At 38.8% G+C, this 21,370-nt stretch carries 16 protein-coding genes; 8 read left to right on the forward strand and 8 right to left on the reverse strand.

The window, feature by feature from the left end; translation table 11 throughout:
• Positions 1–60 precede the first annotated feature (60 nt).
• Entirely contained in the window at positions 61–1,029 is a 969-nt protein-coding gene (locus ND2E_RS18540) for a class 1 fructose-bisphosphatase (protein ID WP_033092700.1), read from the forward strand.
• Positions 1,030–1,115: 86 nt separating this feature from the next.
• Here the strand turns inward: ND2E_RS18540 and ND2E_RS18535 are convergent, their stop codons facing one another.
• From ND2E_RS18535 to ND2E_RS18520, 4 genes are all read right to left on the reverse strand, one after another.
• Positions 1,116–2,405: a YdgA family protein gene (locus tag ND2E_RS18535; protein ID WP_033092327.1), complete on the reverse strand. Its 1,290-nt coding sequence runs from the start codon at positions 2,403–2,405 to the stop codon at positions 1,116–1,118.
• A gap of 49 nt (positions 2,406–2,454) precedes the next feature.
• Positions 2,455–3,210, reverse strand: a complete 756-nt coding sequence (gene rlmB / locus ND2E_RS18530) for a 23S rRNA (guanosine(2251)-2'-O)-methyltransferase RlmB (RefSeq protein WP_033092328.1) — start codon at positions 3,208–3,210, stop codon at positions 2,455–2,457.
• 54 nt (positions 3,211–3,264) lie between these two features.
• Entirely contained in the window at positions 3,265–5,691 is a 2,427-nt protein-coding gene (rnr, locus tag ND2E_RS18525; RefSeq protein WP_033092329.1) for a ribonuclease R, read from the reverse strand.
• A 77-nt stretch (positions 5,692–5,768) separates the two neighbouring features.
• The gene (locus tag ND2E_RS18520) at positions 5,769–6,404 is read right to left on the reverse strand and encodes a tetratricopeptide repeat protein (protein WP_033092330.1); all 636 of its coding nucleotides are present in this window, start codon (positions 6,402–6,404) and stop codon (positions 5,769–5,771) included.
• A gap of 418 nt (positions 6,405–6,822) precedes the next feature.
• On the opposite strand from ND2E_RS18520, the gene ND2E_RS18515 reads away from it, so the two are divergent.
• The gene (locus ND2E_RS18515; protein ID WP_033092331.1) at positions 6,823–7,980 is read left to right on the forward strand and encodes an HD-GYP domain-containing protein; all 1,158 of its coding nucleotides are present in this window, start codon (positions 6,823–6,825) and stop codon (positions 7,978–7,980) included.
• 156 nt (positions 7,981–8,136) lie between these two features.
• On the opposite strand, the gene ND2E_RS18510 is transcribed toward ND2E_RS18515, so the two are convergent.
• The 4 genes from ND2E_RS18510 to ND2E_RS18495 form a co-directional block, all read right to left on the reverse strand.
• Positions 8,137–11,283 (reverse strand): efflux RND transporter permease subunit, encoded by a 3,147-nt coding sequence (locus ND2E_RS18510; protein ID WP_033092332.1) that lies wholly within the window; start codon positions 11,281–11,283, stop codon positions 8,137–8,139.
• Between the two features lie 8 nt (positions 11,284–11,291).
• Positions 11,292–12,455, reverse strand: coding sequence for an efflux RND transporter periplasmic adaptor subunit (locus ND2E_RS18505; protein ID WP_223303519.1), 1,164 nt, complete (start codon positions 12,453–12,455; stop codon positions 11,292–11,294).
• 204 nt (positions 12,456–12,659) lie between these two features.
• Complete coding sequence (erpA, locus tag ND2E_RS18500) at positions 12,660–13,001, reverse strand: iron-sulfur cluster insertion protein ErpA (RefSeq protein ID WP_011045350.1); 342 nt, start codon at positions 12,999–13,001, stop codon at positions 12,660–12,662.
• Between the two features lie 307 nt (positions 13,002–13,308).
• Positions 13,309–14,025 (reverse strand): DUF6776 family protein, encoded by a 717-nt coding sequence (locus tag ND2E_RS18495; RefSeq protein WP_033092702.1) that lies wholly within the window; start codon positions 14,023–14,025, stop codon positions 13,309–13,311.
• Between the two features lie 23 nt (positions 14,026–14,048).
• Here ND2E_RS18495 and ND2E_RS18490 point away from each other — a divergent pair, with 23 nt between their 5' ends.
• The 6 genes from ND2E_RS18490 (at position 14,049) to hemL (ending at position 21,331) form a co-directional block, all read left to right on the forward strand.
• Positions 14,049–15,773 carry a chloride channel protein gene (locus ND2E_RS18490; protein ID WP_033092333.1) on the forward strand — a complete coding sequence of 575 codons (1,725 nt, stop codon included), beginning with the start codon at positions 14,049–14,051 and terminating at the stop codon, positions 15,771–15,773.
• Positions 15,773–16,219: a protoporphyrinogen oxidase HemJ gene (gene hemJ / locus ND2E_RS18485; protein WP_033092334.1), complete on the forward strand. Its 447-nt coding sequence runs from the start codon at positions 15,773–15,775 to the stop codon at positions 16,217–16,219. Before ND2E_RS18490 ends, hemJ begins: the two co-directional genes overlap by 1 nt.
• Before the next feature lie 38 nt (positions 16,220–16,257).
• Entirely contained in the window at positions 16,258–16,608 is a 351-nt protein-coding gene (locus ND2E_RS18480) for a hypothetical protein (RefSeq protein WP_033092335.1), read from the forward strand.
• Between the two features lie 124 nt (positions 16,609–16,732).
• Positions 16,733–18,835, forward strand: coding sequence for a trypsin-like serine protease (locus ND2E_RS18475; protein WP_033092336.1), 2,103 nt, complete (start codon positions 16,733–16,735; stop codon positions 18,833–18,835).
• A gap of 156 nt (positions 18,836–18,991) precedes the next feature.
• On the forward strand, positions 18,992–20,005 hold the full coding sequence (locus tag ND2E_RS18470) for an aspartate carbamoyltransferase (protein ID WP_223303520.1): 1,014 nt from the start codon (positions 18,992–18,994) through the stop codon (positions 20,003–20,005).
• Between the two features lie 42 nt (positions 20,006–20,047).
• Positions 20,048–21,331, forward strand: coding sequence for a glutamate-1-semialdehyde 2,1-aminomutase (gene hemL, locus ND2E_RS18465; RefSeq protein WP_033092337.1), 1,284 nt, complete (start codon positions 20,048–20,050; stop codon positions 21,329–21,331).
• Positions 21,332–21,370: the final 39 nt, after the last annotated feature.

Raw genomic sequence — 21,370 nt, forward strand, 5'->3', positions numbered from 1 at the left:
ATGACAGATAGATTTAATTTAAACTTAGCCAACCCACTTTTAAGTAATTTAGGTAACCTAATGCAACGACTAGCCCCAGCTTTACGTCAAGACAATGTACCTCTTGATTTAATTTCATTAATAAAAACTATTTTAGCTGCAACGAAAGAGATTTCGTTTCGTGTTAGCCAAGGCCACTTAGGTGACGTGATGGGCTCAACTCTTGATGAAAACATTCAAGGTGAAGTTCAAAAGCAATTGGATGTGGTTGCCAATGAGTTATTCAAAGATATTTTACTCGAGTCAGGCTTCGTTAAAGCGATATCATCAGAAGAAGAAGATCACTCAGTTGCTGGAGATGAAAATGGCAAATATATCGTTTCTTTTGATCCCCTCGATGGCAGCTCTAACATAGATATCAATTCATTAATTGGTACTATTTTTTCTATACATGAAGCACCTAAAGATATGGCTGCGGGTGATGATGACATGTTTAAGCAATCGGGTAACAAGCAAGTTTGTGCTGGTTATGTACTTTATGGCCCATCAACGATGTTAGTAATGACAACAGGTAGTGGCACGCACTTCTACGTACTAGATAGAACCCATGGTGGCTTCTTATTAGTAGAACGAAATGTGCAAGTACCTGTTGATACAAATGAGTTTGCGATTAACATGTCTAACCAACGTTTTTGGCAAGCACCTATGCAAAATTACATTGCCGACTTAATTGCTGGTGATACGGGTCCACGAGAGAAAAACTTCAATATGCGTTGGATTGCAGCCATGGTTGGTGATATTCATCGTGTATTATGCCGTGGTGGTATTTTCACTTACCCTGCCGATAGCAAAAAGCCTGAACAACCCTACAAACTTCGCTTAATGTATGAAGCTAATCCTATGGCATTCTTACTTGAACAAGCAGGCGGCCTCGCAATGACTAGCCAAGGACGAATTATGGATATTGAACCAGAAAGTATCCATCAACGAGTTGAGGTTATTATGGGTTCTAAGAACGAAGTTGAGAAATGTTTGAGCTACTATAAGTAAGATTTACTGAAAGTTAGATTCATAAAAAGGCTTAGTAATAAGCCTTTTTTTATTTCTAAAGCCCACTGTGAGTTGGGTTCTGAACGCTATAATTGAAACGCTTTGCCATTCATCGTTAGTTGGCTTTGAACATATTTAGCTTCTACCGTAATTTCATTATTCTGGCGGTTTACGTAACCTTGTTCAACAAAGTTATCTATCATAGGCGCCATACCTAATTTACTCAAAAATTCCATCGGTGCCTTACCTTTAGCATCGGCTTCTAACGCGGTAATCAAAGCCAATGAATTTAAGTTTGCACCATCAAATAAGTGTTTATTTATATTAAAATTAAACTCAGTCTCTACTTTTCCTTGTTCAGTAACAACACTTAAATCCGTTATTTTCAAGTTAGGATCTTTTGCAAGTAGTTTTTCTGTCAGCCCTGTTAGCACGTTGAGGCTTTCTTCAGAGTCATATTCACCAGAAGCACTCCTCGACAAATTAGCCATAGCCGTGTTTAATTCCTGTAAAGCATCAACATCAATATTTGCTAACACCATCGTTACGTTTGGCTCTTTAAAGTATTGTCCTGAAGCACTAATTTCATTTGCTTGATAGTTTAAGGCAAGTGCTAATAAATCATTATCTAATGAAACCTCACTGGTTAAGACTGCTTGATCTACAGAAAAAACTTTACTGTTTTCGTGGTAAACATTAAGCCCTGCGACTTTAAATAAAGCATCACCCGTTAAGATTGCTGTCCCTGCGAGATAATCCCCGCTAACAACCTTTTGCTTAGTTGACATGCCAACAGCACCGATGACTAGACGTTCATCTTGCCCATTAACTTCTAAGCCTCCCCAGGAGAAATCACCGCTGATATATTCATTATTACTCAAGCTAAATTGCATAGAAGCGGGCTCTGACACAATCAAACCATCGGTATCTTGATAACTAATTTTATCTGTATCAATAAAAGTGGTTACCGCTTTATTAAAGCCAAGCAACCCACCGACATGCAGTTTTTCGTTAATGATTTCAACTATATTTTCATCAACATCAAGCGCCGAAAACTTGAATTTTACCGAGGAGTAACCGAAAGCTAAATGCCAACTTTGCTCAGTAACAATTACAGGACCAAAAGAAAGGCTCTCTTCTAAAATAACCGTTACATCAGCGATGTTTTTATCATCTACAGCGATTGTCATTTCAGAGACAGCATCAGCACCGAACCAACCACTATGATATTCACTCGTGGTTAAAGTAAAACCATCCGTTTCATTAAGTTTTCCAACTATACGCTCTCGTTCTGTTTCAACAATAGAACCAATGAATTTAGGCGCTATCAGTAAACTTGCTAGCAATAAAACCATCGCGATATATAATTTTTTCATTTTTAAAATTCCCTTTTATAAATAAATAGTTAAATTTAATATTCCTTTATCATAATGAACGTTGGCGTACCATTTCAAATAAACATATACCCGTAGCTACTGAAACATTCAAACTAGAAACACTGCCTGCCATTGGAAGTTTCACAAGTTGATCACAGTTTTCACGGGTTAATCGGCGCATACCTTTCCCTTCAGCGCCCATAACAAGGGCCATAGGCCCTGAAAGCTTAACATCATACAAACAAGTATCTGTCTCACCTGCAGTACCAACAACCCATACACCTTGCTGCTGCAGCTGCTTCATTGTTCTTGATAAGTTAGTGACTTGCACCAAAGGTACACTTTCGACTGCCCCGACTGCCACTTTGCGCACGGTAGGTGTTATTTGTGCGGCATTATCTTTTGGAACAATAATGGCTTGTACGCCGGCGGCATCGGCATTACGTAAACAAGCGCCTAAATTATGTGGGTCTGTTACTCCATCTAGGATAAGAAAAAATGGCGCGATAGATTTCTTTTCCGCAGCACGAATAATGTCATCCAAATCATTCTCTGTATAACTTTTCCCAGGCCTTACACGCGCCACCACACCTTGATGTTGCTCTCCTTCACTTTTATCATCAAGTACTTTACGACTTACCATTTGTGAGCCAATACCGTATTTTCGTGATAAATTAATTATCGGCATCATGCGATCATCTTCTCGGCCTTTTAACAGCCATATCTCAATAAAGCGCTCTGGAGCTGCGTTAATTAAAGCGCTAACTGCGTGAATACCAAAAACTAATTCTTCATTTTTTGCCATGATTTTTCTCTGTATTTAATGTAATAGCCTGAGTGATTATCAGTATATTAATGATTACTTCGCTGCATTTTTACGGGCATTTTTCCCTGGGCGTTTTTTGCGAGCACTGCGTTTCTTCGCCTTGCTTTTTTCTTTTGGTTTGCCTTTCACGCCACTCTTAGCCCCAGATTTCTTAGACTTTTCCTTGGCAGTAGAGCCGTTTGTCAGTTCTTTTTTCTCAGGCTTTTTGCTTGAACGATGAGCGTTTTTACCTCTAGATTTTGCTTTATTTGGGCTTTCAATCTCAGCGCCCTCAAGTCGTAAATCTATTTTCTTCTCATCAAGATTAACCGCTGCTACTTGTACTCGAATTTCATCGCCAACACGGTACTTTTTGCCACTATGCTCTCCAGTCAAACACATACGAACATCATCAAAATGATAAAAATCACGACCAAGAGAAGTGATATGAACTAAACCTTCAATATGTAAATCTTGTAAACGAACGAACATACCAAAATTAGTGACGGTAGAAATAACACCTGTAAAGCAATCACCAACATGGTCTTGCATAAATTCACATTTGAGCCAATCAGCAACATCACGTGTTGCTTCATCAGCACGTCGCTCTGTCATAGAGCAATGTTCACCCAATTCAATCACTTCTTCTAAAGAGTATTCATAACAACCTTCATTAGCCGCATTTTCAGCTTCTTTTTCCAAAATAGCTTTTATAACCCTATGTACGACTAGGTCAGGGTAACGACGAATAGGTGAAGTAAAGTGGCTGTACGAGGGAAGCGCTAGCCCAAAGTGCCCTTCGTTATCACTTTGGTAAACAGCTTGTCGCATTGAACGTAATAACATGGTTTGGATCAATTCTTGATCTGGACGACCTGCCACTTTCGCTAAAATATCACCATAATCGCGGGGCTCAGGCGCCTCTTTGGCAGGCAATGACAACCCCAGCTCATTTAAATAGGTAACAAAGTTGCGGTATTTATCTTCACTTGGTTTTTCATGAACACGAAAAAGCCCAGGTTTTTCATGCTTTTCAATAAACTTAGCTGTCGCAACATTCGCCAAAATCATGCATTCTTCGATAATTTTATGGGCATCATTACGAATGAGTGGTACTACACCAGAGATTTTTTTGTTTTCATTAAACAGAAAAATTGACTCTTGTGTTTCAAAAGCAATAGCCCCCCGTTTAAGTCGAGCATCGGTCAATGCATGGTACATTAGTTCAAGGTTTTTTAAATCGGGCACTAAAGGTTGATATTCTTGCGATAGCGCTTCATCACCGTCAAGAATAGCCGCAACTTTCGAGTAAGTAAAACGAGCATGTGATTGCATAACTGCAGGATAAAACTTGCTGCCAGAGAGTTTTCCAGCGGCACTAACTGTCATTTCACATACCATGCATAAACGGTCGACATCAGGGTTTAATGAGCATAAACCATTCGACAGTTTTTCTGGTAACATAGGGATAACTTGGCTAGGAAAATACACCGAGTTGCCACGTGATATTGCTTCATCATCCAAGGCAGTGCCATTCTGAACATAATAACTTACATCAGCAATGGCAACCCATAAGCGCCAACCACCTGATTTTTTCGCTTCACAATAAACAGCGTCGTCAAAATCACGGGCATCTTCACCATCAATAGTTACCAGTGGTAAATCACGCAGATCTTTGCGGGGTACTTTAGCCGACTCTTCAACCTCATCAGCGATACTAGCGACTTCAGCTTGCACCGTATGGGAAAACTGATGTGGTAAATCATGGGCGCGTAGGGCTATTTCAATTTCCATTCCTGGCGCAAGGTGATCACCTAACACTTCGATTATCTTGCCAATAGCATGGGAGCGCTTAGTGGGTCGTTGTACTAACTCAACCACAACCATTTGACCGTGTCTTGCCCCCATTTTTGTCTTAGGATCAATAAGCACTTCTTGTTTGATTTTAGTATCTTCAGATACGACTGTGCACACATGATGGTCAATATATAATCGCCCCACTATCGGTGCTTTTCTTGGTTCTATCACATCAAGAATTTTAACTTCTTTACGCCCTTTACGATCGGTACGGTCAACCAAAATAGCTTGCACGATATCACCATGAAAGACACGCTGCATTTCATGAGAAGAAATATAGAAATCCTTACCTCTTTTATCCGTAATAGACGAATCATCAGGAGAAAAGAAACCAAAACCGTCACGATGACCAATAACTTTGCCGCTTAGCAGGCTATTTTTTTCCGGTAATGCATATTGCTTAAATTTATTAAAAATCAACTGTCCACTGTTTTCCATCGCACGTAAACGACGCTTCAAGCCAATGAGTTGATACTCTTCTTCATACTTTAGTGTCTTGACTAAGGTTTTAAAACTTGGTGGCGGTGAGCATTTTTCGATGATTGAAAGCAATAATTCGCGTGAGGCGACTGGCTTTTCATATTTTTTGGCTTCGCGTTTAGCGTGTGGATCGTTAAAGGTCACTATAAGGGGTCAATATTTAAGGATAACTATTTGCAAGTATACCATAAACTTTAAATTTACCGATGCAACGCATCGGCTTAATTTGTATAACTGGTTCTTTTTGCTTGCTCTATAACTTTACTCGGCATCTTACTGGCAAGATTTGACAGTAATCCACTGATTTTTTTATGCAAGACTTTGTCATCAGTTAAAGAGTGATGTAATTGAGAATACAGCGCAGGATAATCCAAAGGGCTCCCGTAACCTTGCTGGTAAATTTCAGCTAATCGTATTTGCGCGGCTAAGTTATTTGAGCTTGCTGCTGTTTTTAAGTAAATAATGGCGCGATCAATATCTACCTGCATGAACTTACCAATATGATAGTAACGTCCTAGCTGCTCTAACCCTTCAGCTAACCCTTGATCGGCGGCTAAATGCATATAATGCAGTCCTAACGGAATATCTTTTTTAACACAAACACCATAAGCCAACATATCACCCCACAAAAATTGATATGAGGGCATCTTGGATTTATTCGCGCGCGCTTCAATATCTTGCACTAATTGACATTCATCTAGTACCACTTGACTTAAGTGCTTATTTTCTTTAATTAAATCAAGCAATTGATTATCAGTATAAATCTGTACTGCTTGTAAGTTTTTCTTAATAGCAAATGCTGAAGTACTGGAAAATAAAAACATAACACAGAGAATAAAGAAAAATAATATACGCATAACAATCCTAACTAGGCTAAATCAGCTGACCCCTTTGTATCGGCAAGTAAGCTGTATGTATGAAATTTATTTAAATAATGTGACCATATTAAAATAAAAGCAATTTTAGCGCCAATATAGAATCTTGCAGCTATTATAAAATGATAATACTTAATTAACCTGAACTCGGTTTAAGAGATATTTAATCCATTGAAATATCCACACACACTATTCCGATGAGTTTCTGGCTTGATAGTTTTTCTTAATTCAAGGCAAATTTCGCGTCAATAGCTGGTCTATTGCAAGTAAATTTAACGCAGAAGTTAGGAAAATAGCTGCTAGATCAACATTTGTTAAGCTGAACTCAGGTTAATTTACGTATAGTAACCTTTAAGTAAAATATTAACTATTTGATCATTCCATAATAACGGCGCTTGATATGCTAATTGAAAAAGAAGTTTCTGAGTTAAAGGTCGGCCATTTCGTGGTAAAAATTATTCAGCAAAAGGGTCACTTTGCTTTAACATCCGCTGGACATATCAAAAGTAAAGCAGTCATTAATCACCTCAAAAGCAAAAATATTTACCGTGTTTTAATTGATGATAGTAAAACATTAGTGCCCAAAAACATCGATTCTGACGAAAACTCAATTATGAATAACAAAGACCTTGAACACGCAAAGGCAATTATTGACCAATCGAAATCTATTCAAAAAAAATTATTTGAAGATGCCCTTAAAGGTAACTGCATAAACTTATCACCTGTTGTGAATATTGTTAATAAGTCAATCGATGCAATATTTAATAGTCCTGACTCACTTTCCTGTATGTTAAATATTCGTGAGAAAGATGAATACCTATTTGAGCATTCTGTCGCTGTTTCTATTTACATCACGATTTTTTCTCGCTACTTAGACTTAAAAAGAGACATTATTGAGCAGCTTTCAATCGGGGCTTTCCTACATGACATTGGTAAAATAAAAATCCCAGATGCCATTTTAAATAAGCCTGGTAAATTAACTGACGATGAATTTACCATCATGAAAACTCATGCTAATCATTCAATAAGTATCATTAAAGACACGTCTGGCATTAGCGAACTGAGTTTGGAGGTTGCTGCATTACATCATGAAAAACTTGATGGTAATGGTTACCCTTTTCAAGTGAAAGCCGATGCCATTACTCTGTATGGCCGAATGATTAGTATTTGTGATATTTTTGATGCGTTAACAGCTACCCGAGTTTATAAAAAAGGGTTTGCTCATAATAAAGCGTTTGCCATATTACGAGAATTGGGCAAAAAAAATCAGTTAGACGCTAATTTAGTTGATCATTTTATTAGATGCGTAGGGGTATTTCCAATTGGTTCTTTAGTGCAATTAGAATCAAACAAACTAGCCTTAGTTAAAGCGCGTAACGATAAAGACCCAACAAATCCGCACGTCCAATCATTTTATCATGTTGAACAACACCAGTTTATTAATAAGCAAGAAATTAATCTTGCTAAGAGTCAAGATTCAATTGTGAAAGGAGTTAGTGCTGAAGAATTTAACCTCGATATGGGAAAAATAGTCGAGATGATATTGATGGAGGGGTAGGCTAGCTATGGTAAAAGCCTCTGTAGCATATAACCAAACCACCTGAAGAGACATCTTCAAGTGGCTTGGGTATAAATATAACCTATGATCACACGAGGACTTAGCATAAGCTCATAACACTCAGCATTGATGAGCTAGCTTTAATGTACTAAATACTTAGGCTGCGCTACTGACCTTTTTAACTTGTTTATTTTCACTTTGCAGCGTAATTGTTGTCGCATGTTTTTTTTCCTTCCGTTTATCTCTTAAAACCAGTAGACACGGCGTTAATACTAAGGTTAATACAGTGGCAAAAGCCAGGCCACCTGCGATAGCTGTTGCCAGTTGTGTCCACCACTGTGTTGAGGGGGCACCAAAAACAATAGTACGTTCAAAGAAGTCTAGATTAACCTGCAAGACCATAGGCAATAAGCCCAAAATAGTCGTTATGGTAGTTAACATAACAGGTCGTAGGCGCTGTGCACCTGTTCGTAAGATTGCTTCAACGACAGGGTAACCTTCTTTACGCATCACATTGTAGGTATCAATCAACACTATATTATTATTGACCACAATACCTGCCAATGAGATAACACCAATGCCGCCCATCACAATACCAAAGGGTTTTTGCACTAATAGTAATGCTAAAAATACACCGACAGTTGAGAATATGACGGCACTTAAAATTAATAACGCTTGATAGAAGCTATTAAATTGCGTCACTAAAATTATTGCCATAACAAAGAGAGCGATAGCAAAAGCATTTACAAGAAACGTTTGTGATTCTTGCTGATCTTCATTTTGTCCCTTAACATCAATCTCTACTGATGGATGCAAGCCAAGTGTCGGTAATTGCGCTTGCAAAATAGGCAACTCTTGCAGTAATTGAGCACCTGCAATTAAATTTGCCTGGACAGTCACCACGCGTTTAGCATCAACACGCCGAATGGTATCTACTTTAGGCGCCGCTTTTCGTTCAACAAAACTGCCAACGGGTACTAACCCAGATGTTGTTTTTAAACGCAGTGAATCTAATCGACTTATATTACGTTTTTCTTGAGGAAAACGAACGCGAATATCCAGTTCATCGTCGACATCATCTGGACGGTATTCACCAAGCTTTAAACCATTAGTAACCATTTGCACACTTGAGCCAACTAAAGCAGCATCAGCTCCATAAGTGGCCGCTTTATTGCGGTCAATAATGAGTTGCCATTCGATCCCTGGTTTAGAGCCGGTATCTTCAATATCAGTAAATTTCCCCGATGCTGCTAACGCATCACGTATAACTTTTACTGATTTATCGAGTTCTTCAGGAAAACGTGAGCTCAATTCAAGTTTAAGATCTTTACCACTTTGTGGGCCGTTTTCATTTTTTCTTACTTCAATTTCAACGCCGGCTAAATCATTCGTTAACTCATGAATATTTGCTACTATGTCATCTGCTGAACGCCTTATTTGCCAATCGACAAAGTTTAATTTGAACGTACCTATTTGATTATTCCCACCCGTGCGAGTATATAACGTCTCTATCTCCTTAAGAGGCAAAATACGCGTTTCGATTGAACGCATAATCACATCTTTTTCTTTTACAGATAAATCACCATGTGAGCGCACGACCATAGTCGCACTTTGTGGTTCAACATCAGGAAAGAAGCTCACACCAAGACCTGATGCTCCATAGAGCCACATCACGATAATAGATATTGCAAAGGTACCTGCAACTATTTTCCAAGGGTGTTTAATTGCCGTTGCCAGCACACGTATATATCGACCAGTAAACCCCGATAAATGAGTAAACTCTCCCGCTTCAGCATGTTCTATTTGCTGCTGTTCCTTCTGACTGACAACGCGAGCTTTACCTAAAACAGCGCCTAATGTTGGTACAAATATCAGTGCCATAGCTAAAGAGGCTGATAACACCGCAATAAGGGTGAACGGTAAATATTTCATGAACTCCCCCATGATTCCTGGCCAAAACATCAAGGGGGCAAAAGCTGCTAAAGTCGTTGCCGTTGAGGCAATTATTGGCCATGCCATACGTCGAGCTGCGGTGCCATAAGCAACTATTTTGCTGTGGCCTTCATTCATTTGCCTATCGGCAAACTCGGTAACAACAATGGCACCATCTACCAGCATTCCTACTGCCATGATCAAACCAAATAACACGACAATATTCACTGTCATTCCCGCTAAGGCGATGACTAATATGCCAGTTAAAAACGCTCCTGGAATTGCTAAACCTACCAGTAAAGCAGTACGACCGCCTAAAGCAGCAATAATAACAATTACAACTAATAGTACCGCCGAAAAAACATTATTTTGCAGATCTGTTAGCGTATTTTTAATTTCTATAGATTGGTCACCAACATAATCGACATTGACTTGTTTTGGCCATTTAATACGACTTTCACGAATAATTTCTTTTACTTTATTAACCGTATAAATCAGGTTCTCACCAGAGCGTTTTTTGACTTCTATCGAGACTGAGCGATGACCATTTAACCGAGCAAAACCGGTAGGATCTTTATACGCACGGCGAACAGTTGATACATCTTGAAAAGTAATAACACGATCACCATCAACTTTAATCGGTAGTTCAAGTAAATCCTGAATATTTTCGAAAACAGAAGGTACCTTGATGGCAAAGCGTCCTTTGCCAGTATCCATAGTCCCTGCTGGCACTAAACGGTTGTTGCGCTCAACAAGGTTATAAATATCAGTCTGATCAAGCCCATAGCTTTCCATTAATAAAGGGTCAACGATGATTTCAACCATATCTTCACGGTCTCCACCAATATCAACTTCTAGCACTTCTTGCATGCCTTCAATTTTATCTTTGACATTTCGCGCGATTGTTATCAAACCTCGCTCAGTCACTGCACCTGATAAAACAACGGTGAGTGCTGCTTCTTGGTTTGCCATAGTAACTTCATTTACTACAGGCTCTTCTGTTTCATTGGGCAATTTAGCTTTAGCTAAAGTCACTCTATCACGGACATCGGCTAGCGCTTCTTTAGGATCGAGTCCAGCGATAAACTCTAAGGTAACAGAGGCATGCCCTTCCCCCGCATTTGAGCGCATTTCTTTAATGCCGGCAATGGATTTCAACTCATTTTCCATCGGCCTTACCAGCATGCGCTCTGCATCTTCAGGAGAGATACCATCATGGATCATGGAAACATAGATAATCGGAATAGTAATATCTGGATTGGATTCTTTTGCTATATTGTTATAAGTCACTGCTCCTGAGATAAGCAATAGTACAAACAACATCAAAACAGAGCGTGTGCGCGTCAATGCGGCTTCTATAAGCGTTAACATAACAGCTCCTAGTTCTGTGTAGTTAGAGCTACAGAAGCAGCTTGCGTATCTGTACTTTTATCAGCGCCAACATCAGGGGTATCAAAGATGGCCTCAACCTTATCCCCTGCACGCACAAAGCCTTGTCCTAAAACAATAATATCGGCTTGCTCGCCAAGGCCCATCAACCATACACCATCATTTTCACTTTTGATGATCTGTATTGGCGTGAAGTGAACAATAGAATCTTTAACAGACTTAACACCAATATTGCCTTGCTCATCTAATGCCAATAGTGCTGGTGATATTTTTATCGCAGACATTTTGACTAAATCTATGGTTAATTCACTGCTCAACCCTGCAAATAAATTCGCATTTTTATTATCGATTGCCACTTCAATCTTAAAAGTATTGGTCGCATCATTACCAACACTTGCAATGTAACGCAGCTCACCTTGTGCTTGTTTACCATTTAATAAACTTACTTTTGCCACTTGACCAACAGACAGCTGACTGATCTGTTGTTCAGTTGCATGAGCTCTAACAATCAGTGGGTCTAAATCGGCAATCATAGCAATATCATCACCAGAAGCTACGTAATCACCAACTTCAACATAGCGTGTGTTAAGAATACCTGTAAATGGGGCTGTTATAACGGTATGGGCAATGTCTAATTCTAATCTCTGTATTTCAGCTTTGACAGATTCAAGTGCAGCATACGATTGCGCTAGATGTACCTTACCTTGATAACCTTGTTTATTTAACTTTAAGGCGCCTTCATATTCGACTTCACGTTGCTTCAATAAAGCTTGGCTACGGATTAATTGGGCGGGTAAATCATTTAACGCAATTTTTGCAATAATTTCGCCTTTAGATACAGTTGAGCCTCTTTTTGCTAAAACCTGAATAATTTTGCCACGCACTTCAGCTTTCAATGTCGTTATACGATCTGGCTCAGTGCGACCATAGAGATCAATTGTTTTGTGAATGTGTTGTCCAAATCGTCTTTCAACTTTAACTTGAGCGATAATCTGTTGTTCATCATGGCTAGGAATTTGTGCTTTTATCTCAGACTTTTGCTCTGCAACACTCGGTCCAGAAGCCATCCATAGCACTAGAACAAGGGTGATTAGTGCCGCAATAAGGTAAGGGCGTTGCGCTAACCAGCTAGATTTTAGGGTAAATTTCATCATTATATCTCCATTTTATCGGAATATAATAACGTGTTTTATAAAGGGGAGATAAACTAAGTTGCAACAATTTGTTTATTTATTGAGGGCGTTAAGAAGCAGAAATAACAATGCCGACAAACTGTCGGCATTGTATTGTCATCACAACATAATATTACTTGCTCTGCTGAAATGTTAATCCTATCTATTGGTAAAGTGACTAGAATACTAGATAGAAAAAGATGAACCACAACCACAAGTAGTTGTGGCATTGGGGTTATTTACCACAAAGCGGCTACCTTCTAAACTTTCAAGATAATCAACTTCGCCATCCACAAGGTATTGCAAGCTCATAGGATCGATAACCATCATAACGCCTTGTTTTTCGATGGTCATATCGCCATCATTGACTTTTTCATCAAAGGTAAAGCCATATTGAAAGCCTGAACAACCACCACCGGTAACATATACACGTAGTTTAAGTGCTGGATTTTCTTCTTCCGTGATTAGCGATAGTACTTTACTTGCGGCAGAATCGGTAAATTTAATGGGTAATTCAGGGTTTGACATGGTGCTCTACTTAGTACAACAAGGTACAAAAAAATACGCTACAAAGTGGGTGAGTAACAACAGCGCTAATTATCTTAAACTTGACTAATTTAATCAAGTATTATTCTTGACAGTAAAGAGACCAATTTGCATAAGGGATAATAATCTAAAAAACTAAAAAACTGTAAGACTGGTATATGACACACTATGATAATATTAAAGATCAGAAAAAAGATTGTTAAGTGCTAAATTAGTTTATGCTGTTTCTTCTAGTTTTTTATTTAATTCTCACTGGCTATTTCTAAATTTAAAGCAAGAATGAATACTGTTAATTGACTTGCCAAGGAACACTTTTTTCTTTTTTCGCATATTTCTGCCAGCGCGATTTAGTCAAAATTGCAGAGATTAAGACACGTTCAGGTGTAAAGTTAGGCGGTAAAGTAAATTCACCATTTATAATCTGAAAATATTGAAAACTGAATTTAAGATCTTTTTTACTCAGCGCTGCTACTTCTGACAATGTGAACTTTACTGCCTTGTTATCTTGTTGACCTTCGAAGACTAATTCAATATAACCTTTGCTATAACGACGTTTTAACTGCTGCTGCACTAAAGTAACTTGGAAGTGATATTGATTAGCCGTTTTGCTGGCTACAATATTAATATTTTCGACAAATAAACCTGCAGCTTCTTTTTCTGGTGCCATTATTTTTTCGTAAAAAGCCAATTGTTTTTTTACTTCAAATTTCTGTTCAGCAGCCTCTTTAAGTAACTCTTGCGCTTTTATATTAGCAAGTTGTTCAACGGTCAATTCAACTTCCAGTGTGTGAATACGCGCAATATTTTCTTCTTGTTGCTGATAAAGTTGTTCTAACCTACGCTTTTGTTGCTCAAGGCTTGTCACTTGAAAGTGATGATAATAATTACCGACGCGGTAACCAGTAAATAAGCATAGAGCTATGACTGTTATTAGAAACACAGCCGATTTAAAAGTGCCTAAGCGCTCAATAACAACACCCAGATTTATTTTTGCTAACCATTTCATTTGTAAAGTATTATAATCCCGTAATGATAATATCAATCGCAACAATAAGAAAACACTTAGCTTTGCCAAAAACGTCTTGGCAAATATGCTTACTCGCCATTGTTGGTGGCGCGGCTTCTGCTTTATTAGTCGTACTATTTACGCTGACTATTGAAGAGATCCAACAGCTCTACTTAATCAAGCGCGACAACTATAACAGTTTAGATGATGTAAGTCGTTTTCATTTACCTATCATAGGTTCGCTTATTATTCTTTTCATTGCTTGGCTCACTGGATATCAATATTTGCGTACTGGTATCCCATTTGTGCTTCATCGATTAAAAGTAGCCCACGGCATTATCCCCTTTAAAAATACCTTAAATCAATTTTGGGGTAGTGCCGTTGCCTTAGCTTCTGGTTTTTCTGTTGGTCGTGAAGGACCAGCGGTGCACCTTGGCGCAGCCTGCAGCAGCTATATTGGCAGCGTACTAAAGTTACCCCATAATAGTGTTCGTACTTTGTGTGCCTGCGGTATAGCCGCGGGTATTTCTGCAACCTTTAATACCCCTATCGCTGCAGTAATTTTTGTCATGGAAGTTATCATGCGTGAGTACAAAGCGCATGTTTTTGTACCAGTAATGCTTGCCTCCATTGTAGGCTCTTTGATTACCCAAAATATTTTGGGCACCAGTCATAACTTTGAGTACTTCCGTACTATTGCCCTTGAGCAACAGCATTATTTCTCATTAGTCTTATTAGCTATAATATTGGGCATATTGGCAGCCTTATTTAACAAGTACTTAGTGTTAATCGTTAAACGCAGTGTTAAATACCATATTGTGCCGCGATTAATGCTTGCGGCACTTATCACTGGCATTTTAGGCTATTTGGTACCAGCAGCTATGGGTACAGGTACCAGTGCAATCGATATTTCTTTGACCGGCAATGTACAGTTAGGTTTCTTGTTTAGTTTACTTATGGCTAAATTATTGATGACAATGTTTGCTTTGGGTCTAGGTATACCAGGGGGTATTATAGGTCCAACAATGGGAATTGGCGCGATCACTGGCGCATGTGCCGGTGCATTGATAATGCAATTATTGCCAGGAGAGCAGCTCGGTAATGATTTTATCTTGATGGGTATGGCAGGTTTTATGGCCGCCTGTTTAAATGCTCCGCTTGCAGCTTTACTTGCTGTCGTTGAACTATCCAGCCAACTCGAATTGGTACTGCCTGCCATGATAGTTATTACGATCGCAAGTATCGTCTCTCGACAGCTGTGTAAAAATGAATCTATCTTCACCATGCAATTAGATGCGCAAAACTTGCTCTATCGCAAACCTCCAATTGAAGAATCATTGCAAAATATTGGCGCCTTGGCAGTTATGAAGGATAATTTATTAATTTTAGCGCAAGCAAGTCCTCGTACTATCATTGGAGAGCTCCTTAATAGCCATGAGACTCAATTAATTATTAACCAAGAGCCTAGCAATCAACATGATAAAATAAACAATTTTTATTGGGCGCAATTTGATGCAGACCAACTTGATGATGAAAATGAAGATGCTGATGCCAACCTTGCTAGCAAGTTAATATTGCATAAACTCATTCCATTAAACCAACAAGCAACATTAGCTGAGGCTTATGTGGCCTTGATAGATCAACGTGCTGGCGCTGTTTATATTTACCATGAAGATATTAACAATTGCATTGGCTTAGTGACTTTTGAGCAGCTTAGATTTTATTTACTAGAAGGAAAACTCATTTAATGGACACGTTTTTAATCAACAATATCCTTTGGTTTAAAGCATTTCATGTTATTTTTATGGTCGCTTGGTTTGCTGGCATATTTTATTTACCACGTTTATTTGTCAACCATGCAGAAACCAACTCTGAGCAAGTAGCTCAACAACTCAAGGGAATGGAAAAGCGTTTACTTTTTTTTGTCACGCCTTTTGCTCTTTTCACCCTTTTGCTCGGCCTCACAATAATATATGCCTACGGTTATGACTGGTTTGTTGCGGCAAAATGGCTACATATCAAGTTAAGCTTAGTAATAATACTTTTTGCTTATCACGGATATTGTTTCAAATTGGTCAGTACCTTTGCACATGACAAAAACAATCGCTCAGGACGCTTCTATCGGATATTTAACGAAATCCCAGTGTTCATATTGTTTATTGTTATTATCTTAGCTTACGTTAAGCCAATGTAATTATAGAATATTTAAGAATTGTAAAGGTAAGATAACTTATGTGGTATTTATATTTGGGTTACGTGGTAATACAGTTTTATGCAATCATTGATGTCTTCTCAAGGAACTCCCTTGCAGTAAGTGCTGTGCTGTTCTCCATAGTAGTATTTATTATCTGGTCTTTTATCCCTATATTGGGTTACATTTTGGCCAAAGCGTTAGGGGCAAAAGGATACGCAAAAAGAATCCCCCTACTTCTTTGTGGTGTGATCATTGGTTTAAGTGAAAATGCGCTAACTTATTTTAATTTAATCGCAGAAAAGCAATATAATATAGGCACAGCACTTGTGTTTATTTTGTGCTTTGTTATCGCCTACTTACCATTGAATAGGCAAGAGTTGGCAAGCTAAAAGTCAAAGATAACCTCAATTGAAGGCTTCATTTTTCAAGCTTTACCGTTATAATCAGATAAGATGATTCGTTATCTTGAAACGAATCATTGCTATTTTGTTTACTTTATTGAGAAACATTAAAATGAAGTATTTATTATTCGCTGTTTTAATAATTTCAACATTATTATCCTCCGCAAACGCAGCGAACCATTCTCCCCTGCTTATCTCAAAACCTAAAATTGTCGGTGGTGAAGTTGCCAATAAAGACTCTTGGCCTTGGATGTCTGCACTGGTTTTTACTTTTAGTGATACAGATAGCGATTTAAATGTAGCTGGCACCCAATACCAGAGTGAGCCTTTTTCATATTCTCCTGCCGGTCAAGCCAGCGCCAACATGGTTGATTGTGGTCTTGGTGATAAAGTCTGTACTTTAGCGACAAATAAAATCTGTTTAATTGCCCGCGGTGACATTGATTTTTCGGACAAAGCCATGAATTGCCAAGCAGCAGGTGGTATTGGCGCCATTATCTATAACAATGTTTCAGGAGTTATCAACGGTACTTTAGGTGAAGATTTTAGTGGTAACATCCCGGTTATTGCTATTAGCCAAAATGATGGCATCATTTTACTTAATAACCTTGATAACATTGCCACGATCAGTTTAACGATAAAACAACAGCTAGCACAAAATGCCAGCTGCGGGGCAAGCTTTATTGGTGATAAATGGCTACTTACCGCTGCACATTGTGTTGAAGATGCCAATATTGAATTTTTAAAAGTGAATATTGGCGAATTTGATTTAAGCGATGGCGCTAATAATGCTAAAGCAATAAAGCAGATTTATCTTCATCCCGAGTATGATGAAGGTAGTGCTTTTAATAATGATATTGCGCTGATTGAGTTAGTAGAATCGATCGACAATGCTTCGGTTAAACTGCTCGATAACAGTAGCAGCACGCAATTGGCTATGGCAAAGAGTCCTGCAACTGTTATCGGCTGGGGAAACGTCAATGCTTACGGCCCAAATGACGAACAGCCTGACAATAGCCAGCCCAATCAGTTACGCCAAGTTGAGTTGTATTTACTCAGTAATGATGAGTGCAAAAATAAATTAGCCCAAGCCCATGGTGAATTAAATAATACAACCTTTACCCCCGATCAAGTGGGCATTACTGACAGCATGATTTGTGCTGAGTTTTTCGGTGACGTTCAAAAAGGATCATGTCAAGGCGATAGTGGCGGACCTTTAGTCGTAAATACCAATCAAGGTTGGCAACAAATTGGTATCGTTAGTTACGGTGTTGGTTGTGCTAATGCGGCTTTTCCCGATGTCTATGCCCGCGTAGGACATTTTACTGAGTGGATAAATAACATCACCCAAGGCATTGCGATTGAAGCGAGTTATGACTTTGCAATAACGCCACAAGATAGATCACAAATAACACTACTAACGGTCACTAATAATAGTGAGTTCACCGCGAATTTACGCTTTGAACTATTTTCTGATAATTTTGATACTCATGGTTTTAGTTTGAATACCGATGACTGCACCCTGTTAACGGCAAAACACAGTTGTCAAATCCAAGTAAACTTCGACGCAAAATTAGTTGGTAAGCAAAAGGTACGCATTGACATCACTACCGTCGCCGCAGATATTCCTACCAGCCAGAGTTATATCAGTGCTCAAGCCGTTGCCGCTAATAGCGATATTGAAAGTCAGTTATCCAATGGCTCAGCAGATTTTCGTTGGTATAGTGGTGGCGACCAACCATGGCAACTCGATAATACCGAACCGGCAATAATCAGCGGTATCATTGGGGAAGATCAACAAAGTGCTGTTTTACTAACTTTTTCAGGTGCCGGTAGCTTATCATTTGACTGGTCCGTGTTTTCTGAAGAAAACCCTGACGCTGCTGACGAACCGTTTGGAGTTTTATCTTTGATTATTGATGAGCAACAAATCAACTTCATCACTGGAGAAGTTGCTTACACTAAGGTAACTATCGATGATTTAGCCGAAGGGAAACATCAAATAACTTGGTTATATCAGAAAGATGGTGGCACTAGAGAAGGCCAAGATAAAGCCTCCTTAAAAAATGTTATTTTTACCCCGCTAATTACTCCTCCCGCTGGAGAACCGATTTCAGCGCCTAGCGAGCAAATAACGAATAAATCGAGTGGTGGTGCTAGCTATTTTATTTTGTGTCTACTTGTTATGTTAACGCTTAAACGTCGACAAGTTTAACTGTTAGCCCTTCACAATTAACAGGCAGTATTCGCTGTCTTTTTTTATTGATATAGCATTATTGAAGACGGTTAAAATTCGCTTTAGCATTCGCAAAGTAAGCGTTTTATGCTATATTCTTGGCAAATTTATCCCCTTTCAATGTAATAAATCAAGATGATGAAATTTCAAGGTAACCATATTCTATCGGTATCTCAATTTGACCGTGAAGCTATCGCAAAAATCCTGCAAGTTTCAGCGCAAATGGCGCCCTATGCGTCTCGACAAAAACGTTGTCATGTACTTGAAGGCGCCATATTAAGTAATTTGTTTTTTGAACCAAGTACCCGGACCCGCGTAAGTTTTGGTACCGCGTTTAATTTACTTGGTGGCTTCGTACGTGAAACTGTCGGCCAAGAAAATTCATCGCTCAGTAAAGGTGAGTCTCTATTTGATACTGCTCAAGTGATCAGTGGTTACTCTGATGTGATTGCGATGCGTCACCCTCAGATGCATTCAGTGGGGCAGTTTGCAAAAGGAAGCTCAGTGCCCGTGATCAATGGCGGTGACGGTGCTAATGAACACCCCACACAGGCATTGCTTGACTTATTTACCATTCAATCTGAAATGATGCATTTTAACAAAGGCTTAGATGACTTAAATATTGTTTTGATGGGTGACTTAAAACACGGTCGTACAGTACACTCATTATCAAAATTACTTAGTCTTTATGATAATGTAAAAATCACTATGGTTGCGCCAAAAGCGTTACAAATGCCAGACAGCGTTATATCTACCTTAAGTAATGCTGGTCATGAAGTGGTGTTGACAGAGACCATGGCCGGTAACTTATCTGCTGATGTTATTTATCAGACCAGAATTCAGCAAGAGCGATTTGCCAGTAAAGATGAAGCCGAGTTATACCGTGGGCATTTCAGTTTAAATAAAAATGTTTATCAAAAATATTGCCGAGAAAATACGGTTATTATGCACCCATTACCACGTGATTCTCGTCCAGAAGCCAATGAACTTGATACCGATCTTAATGATCTAGATAACCTCGCTATCTTTAGACAAGCACAAAATGGTGTTTTAGTGCGCATGGCATTATTTGCCTTAACGTTAGGTGTTGAAGATCAACTAACGGATCATGAAAAACCTGTAAACTGGTTCACAAATAAAAACGCCTAATGGCAACACTCCTTATTAGTAACGATTTTAGAAGAAACAATTATGAATAAATCAGAACAGTTATTTGAACAAGCTCAAAAAATTATCCCTGGTGGTGTTAACTCTCCTGTACGTGCTTTCAATGGCGTAGGTGGTACTCCGTGTTTTATAAAAAGAGCTCAGGGCGCTTATATTTATGACGCTGATGACAATGCTTACATCGACTATGTTGGTTCTTGGGGACCTATGATTTTAGGCCATAACCATCCAGCAATTCTTGAAGCAGTTATTAGTACGGCTAATAATGGCTTAAGCTTTGGTGCTCCGACTGAAGTTGAAATTACCATGGCCGAGAAAGTACGTGAGTTAGTACCATCAATGGAATCTTTACGTATGGTTAGCTCTGGTACAGAAGCAACCATGAGCGCTATCCGTTTAGCACGTGGTTACACTGGTCGAGATAAAATATTAAAATTTGAAGGGTGTTATCACGGTCATGCTGACGCATTATTAGTAAAAGCAGGCTCTGGTGCATTAACATTAGGCGTACCAAATTCACCTGGTATTCCTGAAGATTTTGCTAAACATACGCTGACTGTTAGCTACAATAATATCGAAGAAGTAAAAGAAGTTTTCACAAAGTATGCCGATGAAATTGCCTGTATTATTGTTGAACCTGTTGCAGGTAATATGAACTGTATCCCTCCTGTTGAAGGCTTCCTTGAAGGTTTACGCGACATATGTGACCAATACAGCAGTGTATTAATTTTTGATGAAGTAATGACTGGATTTCGTGTGGCATTAGGCGGAGCTCAAGCTCACTATAATATTAAGCCTGACCTAACCACTTTAGGTAAAGTCATTGGTGGTGGAATGCCTGTAGGTGCCTTCGGCGGTAAACAAGAGATAATGGATTATATCGCTCCTGTTGGTCCTGTATACCAAGCTGGGACTTTATCAGGCAACCCTATCGCTATGGCTGCCGGTTTAGCTTCATTGACTGAATTAGCTCAAGGAAACAAACACCAACAGCTTTCATCTGCTACAGAAAAATTAGCCATGGGCTTAAAAGCTGCTGCAGAGAGAAATGGTATTAGTTTAAGTGTTAACTATGTTGGCGCTATGTTTGGCTTTTTCTTTACTGAAGATAAAAATACCATTACAACATATGAACAAGCCACGCAAAGTGATGGAGAAATGTTTAAGAAGTTCTTCCATTTAATGCTTGATGAAGGCGTATATTTAGCACCATCATCGTATGAAACTGGCTTTTTATCTACAGCACATAGCGATGACATTATTGAAAAAACCTTAGTGGCTGCCGATAAGTGTTTCGCTCAGCTATAACGAAATAACGTTAGAGACTTATCAATAGTCAATAAAAAA

The organism is Colwellia psychrerythraea (assembly GCF_000764225.1).
Taxonomy (GTDB): domain Bacteria; phylum Pseudomonadota; class Gammaproteobacteria; order Enterobacterales; family Alteromonadaceae; genus Colwellia; species Colwellia psychrerythraea_D.

Excerpts from the sequence above, each read along its gene's own strand:
- ND2E_RS18540 (WP_033092700.1), top strand. The coding sequence starts at position 61 with ATGCAACGACTAGCCCCAGCTTTACGTCAAGACAATGTACCTCTTGAT.
- ND2E_RS18535 (WP_033092327.1), bottom strand. The coding sequence starts at position 2,405 with ATGAAAAAATTATATATCGCGATGGTTTTATTGCTAGCAAGTTTACTG.
- rlmB (WP_033092328.1), bottom strand. The coding sequence starts at position 3,210 with ATGGCAAAAAATGAAGAATTAGTTTTTGGTATTCACGCAGTTAGCGCT.
- ND2E_RS18520 (WP_033092330.1), bottom strand. The coding sequence starts at position 6,404 with ATGCGTATATTATTTTTCTTTATTCTCTGTGTTATGTTTTTATTTTCC.
- ND2E_RS18515 (WP_033092331.1), top strand. The coding sequence starts at position 6,823 with ATGCTAATTGAAAAAGAAGTTTCTGAGTTAAAGGTCGGCCATTTCGTG.
- ND2E_RS18510 (WP_033092332.1), bottom strand. The coding sequence starts at position 11,283 with ATGTTAACGCTTATAGAAGCCGCATTGACGCGCACACGCTCTGTTTTG.
- ND2E_RS18505 (WP_223303519.1), bottom strand. The coding sequence starts at position 12,455 with ATGATGAAATTTACCCTAAAATCTAGCTGGTTAGCGCAACGCCCTTAC.
- erpA (WP_011045350.1), bottom strand. The coding sequence starts at position 13,001 with ATGTCAAACCCTGAATTACCCATTAAATTTACCGATTCTGCCGCAAGT.
- ND2E_RS18495 (WP_033092702.1), bottom strand. The coding sequence starts at position 14,025 with ATGAAATGGTTAGCAAAAATAAATCTGGGTGTTGTTATTGAGCGCTTA.
- ND2E_RS18490 (WP_033092333.1), top strand. The coding sequence starts at position 14,049 with ATGATAATATCAATCGCAACAATAAGAAAACACTTAGCTTTGCCAAAA.
- hemJ (WP_033092334.1), top strand. The coding sequence starts at position 15,773 with ATGGACACGTTTTTAATCAACAATATCCTTTGGTTTAAAGCATTTCAT.
- ND2E_RS18480 (WP_033092335.1), top strand. The coding sequence starts at position 16,258 with ATGTGGTATTTATATTTGGGTTACGTGGTAATACAGTTTTATGCAATC.
- ND2E_RS18475 (WP_033092336.1), top strand. The coding sequence starts at position 16,733 with ATGAAGTATTTATTATTCGCTGTTTTAATAATTTCAACATTATTATCC.
- ND2E_RS18470 (WP_223303520.1), top strand. The coding sequence starts at position 18,992 with ATGATGAAATTTCAAGGTAACCATATTCTATCGGTATCTCAATTTGAC.
- hemL (WP_033092337.1), top strand. The coding sequence starts at position 20,048 with ATGAATAAATCAGAACAGTTATTTGAACAAGCTCAAAAAATTATCCCT.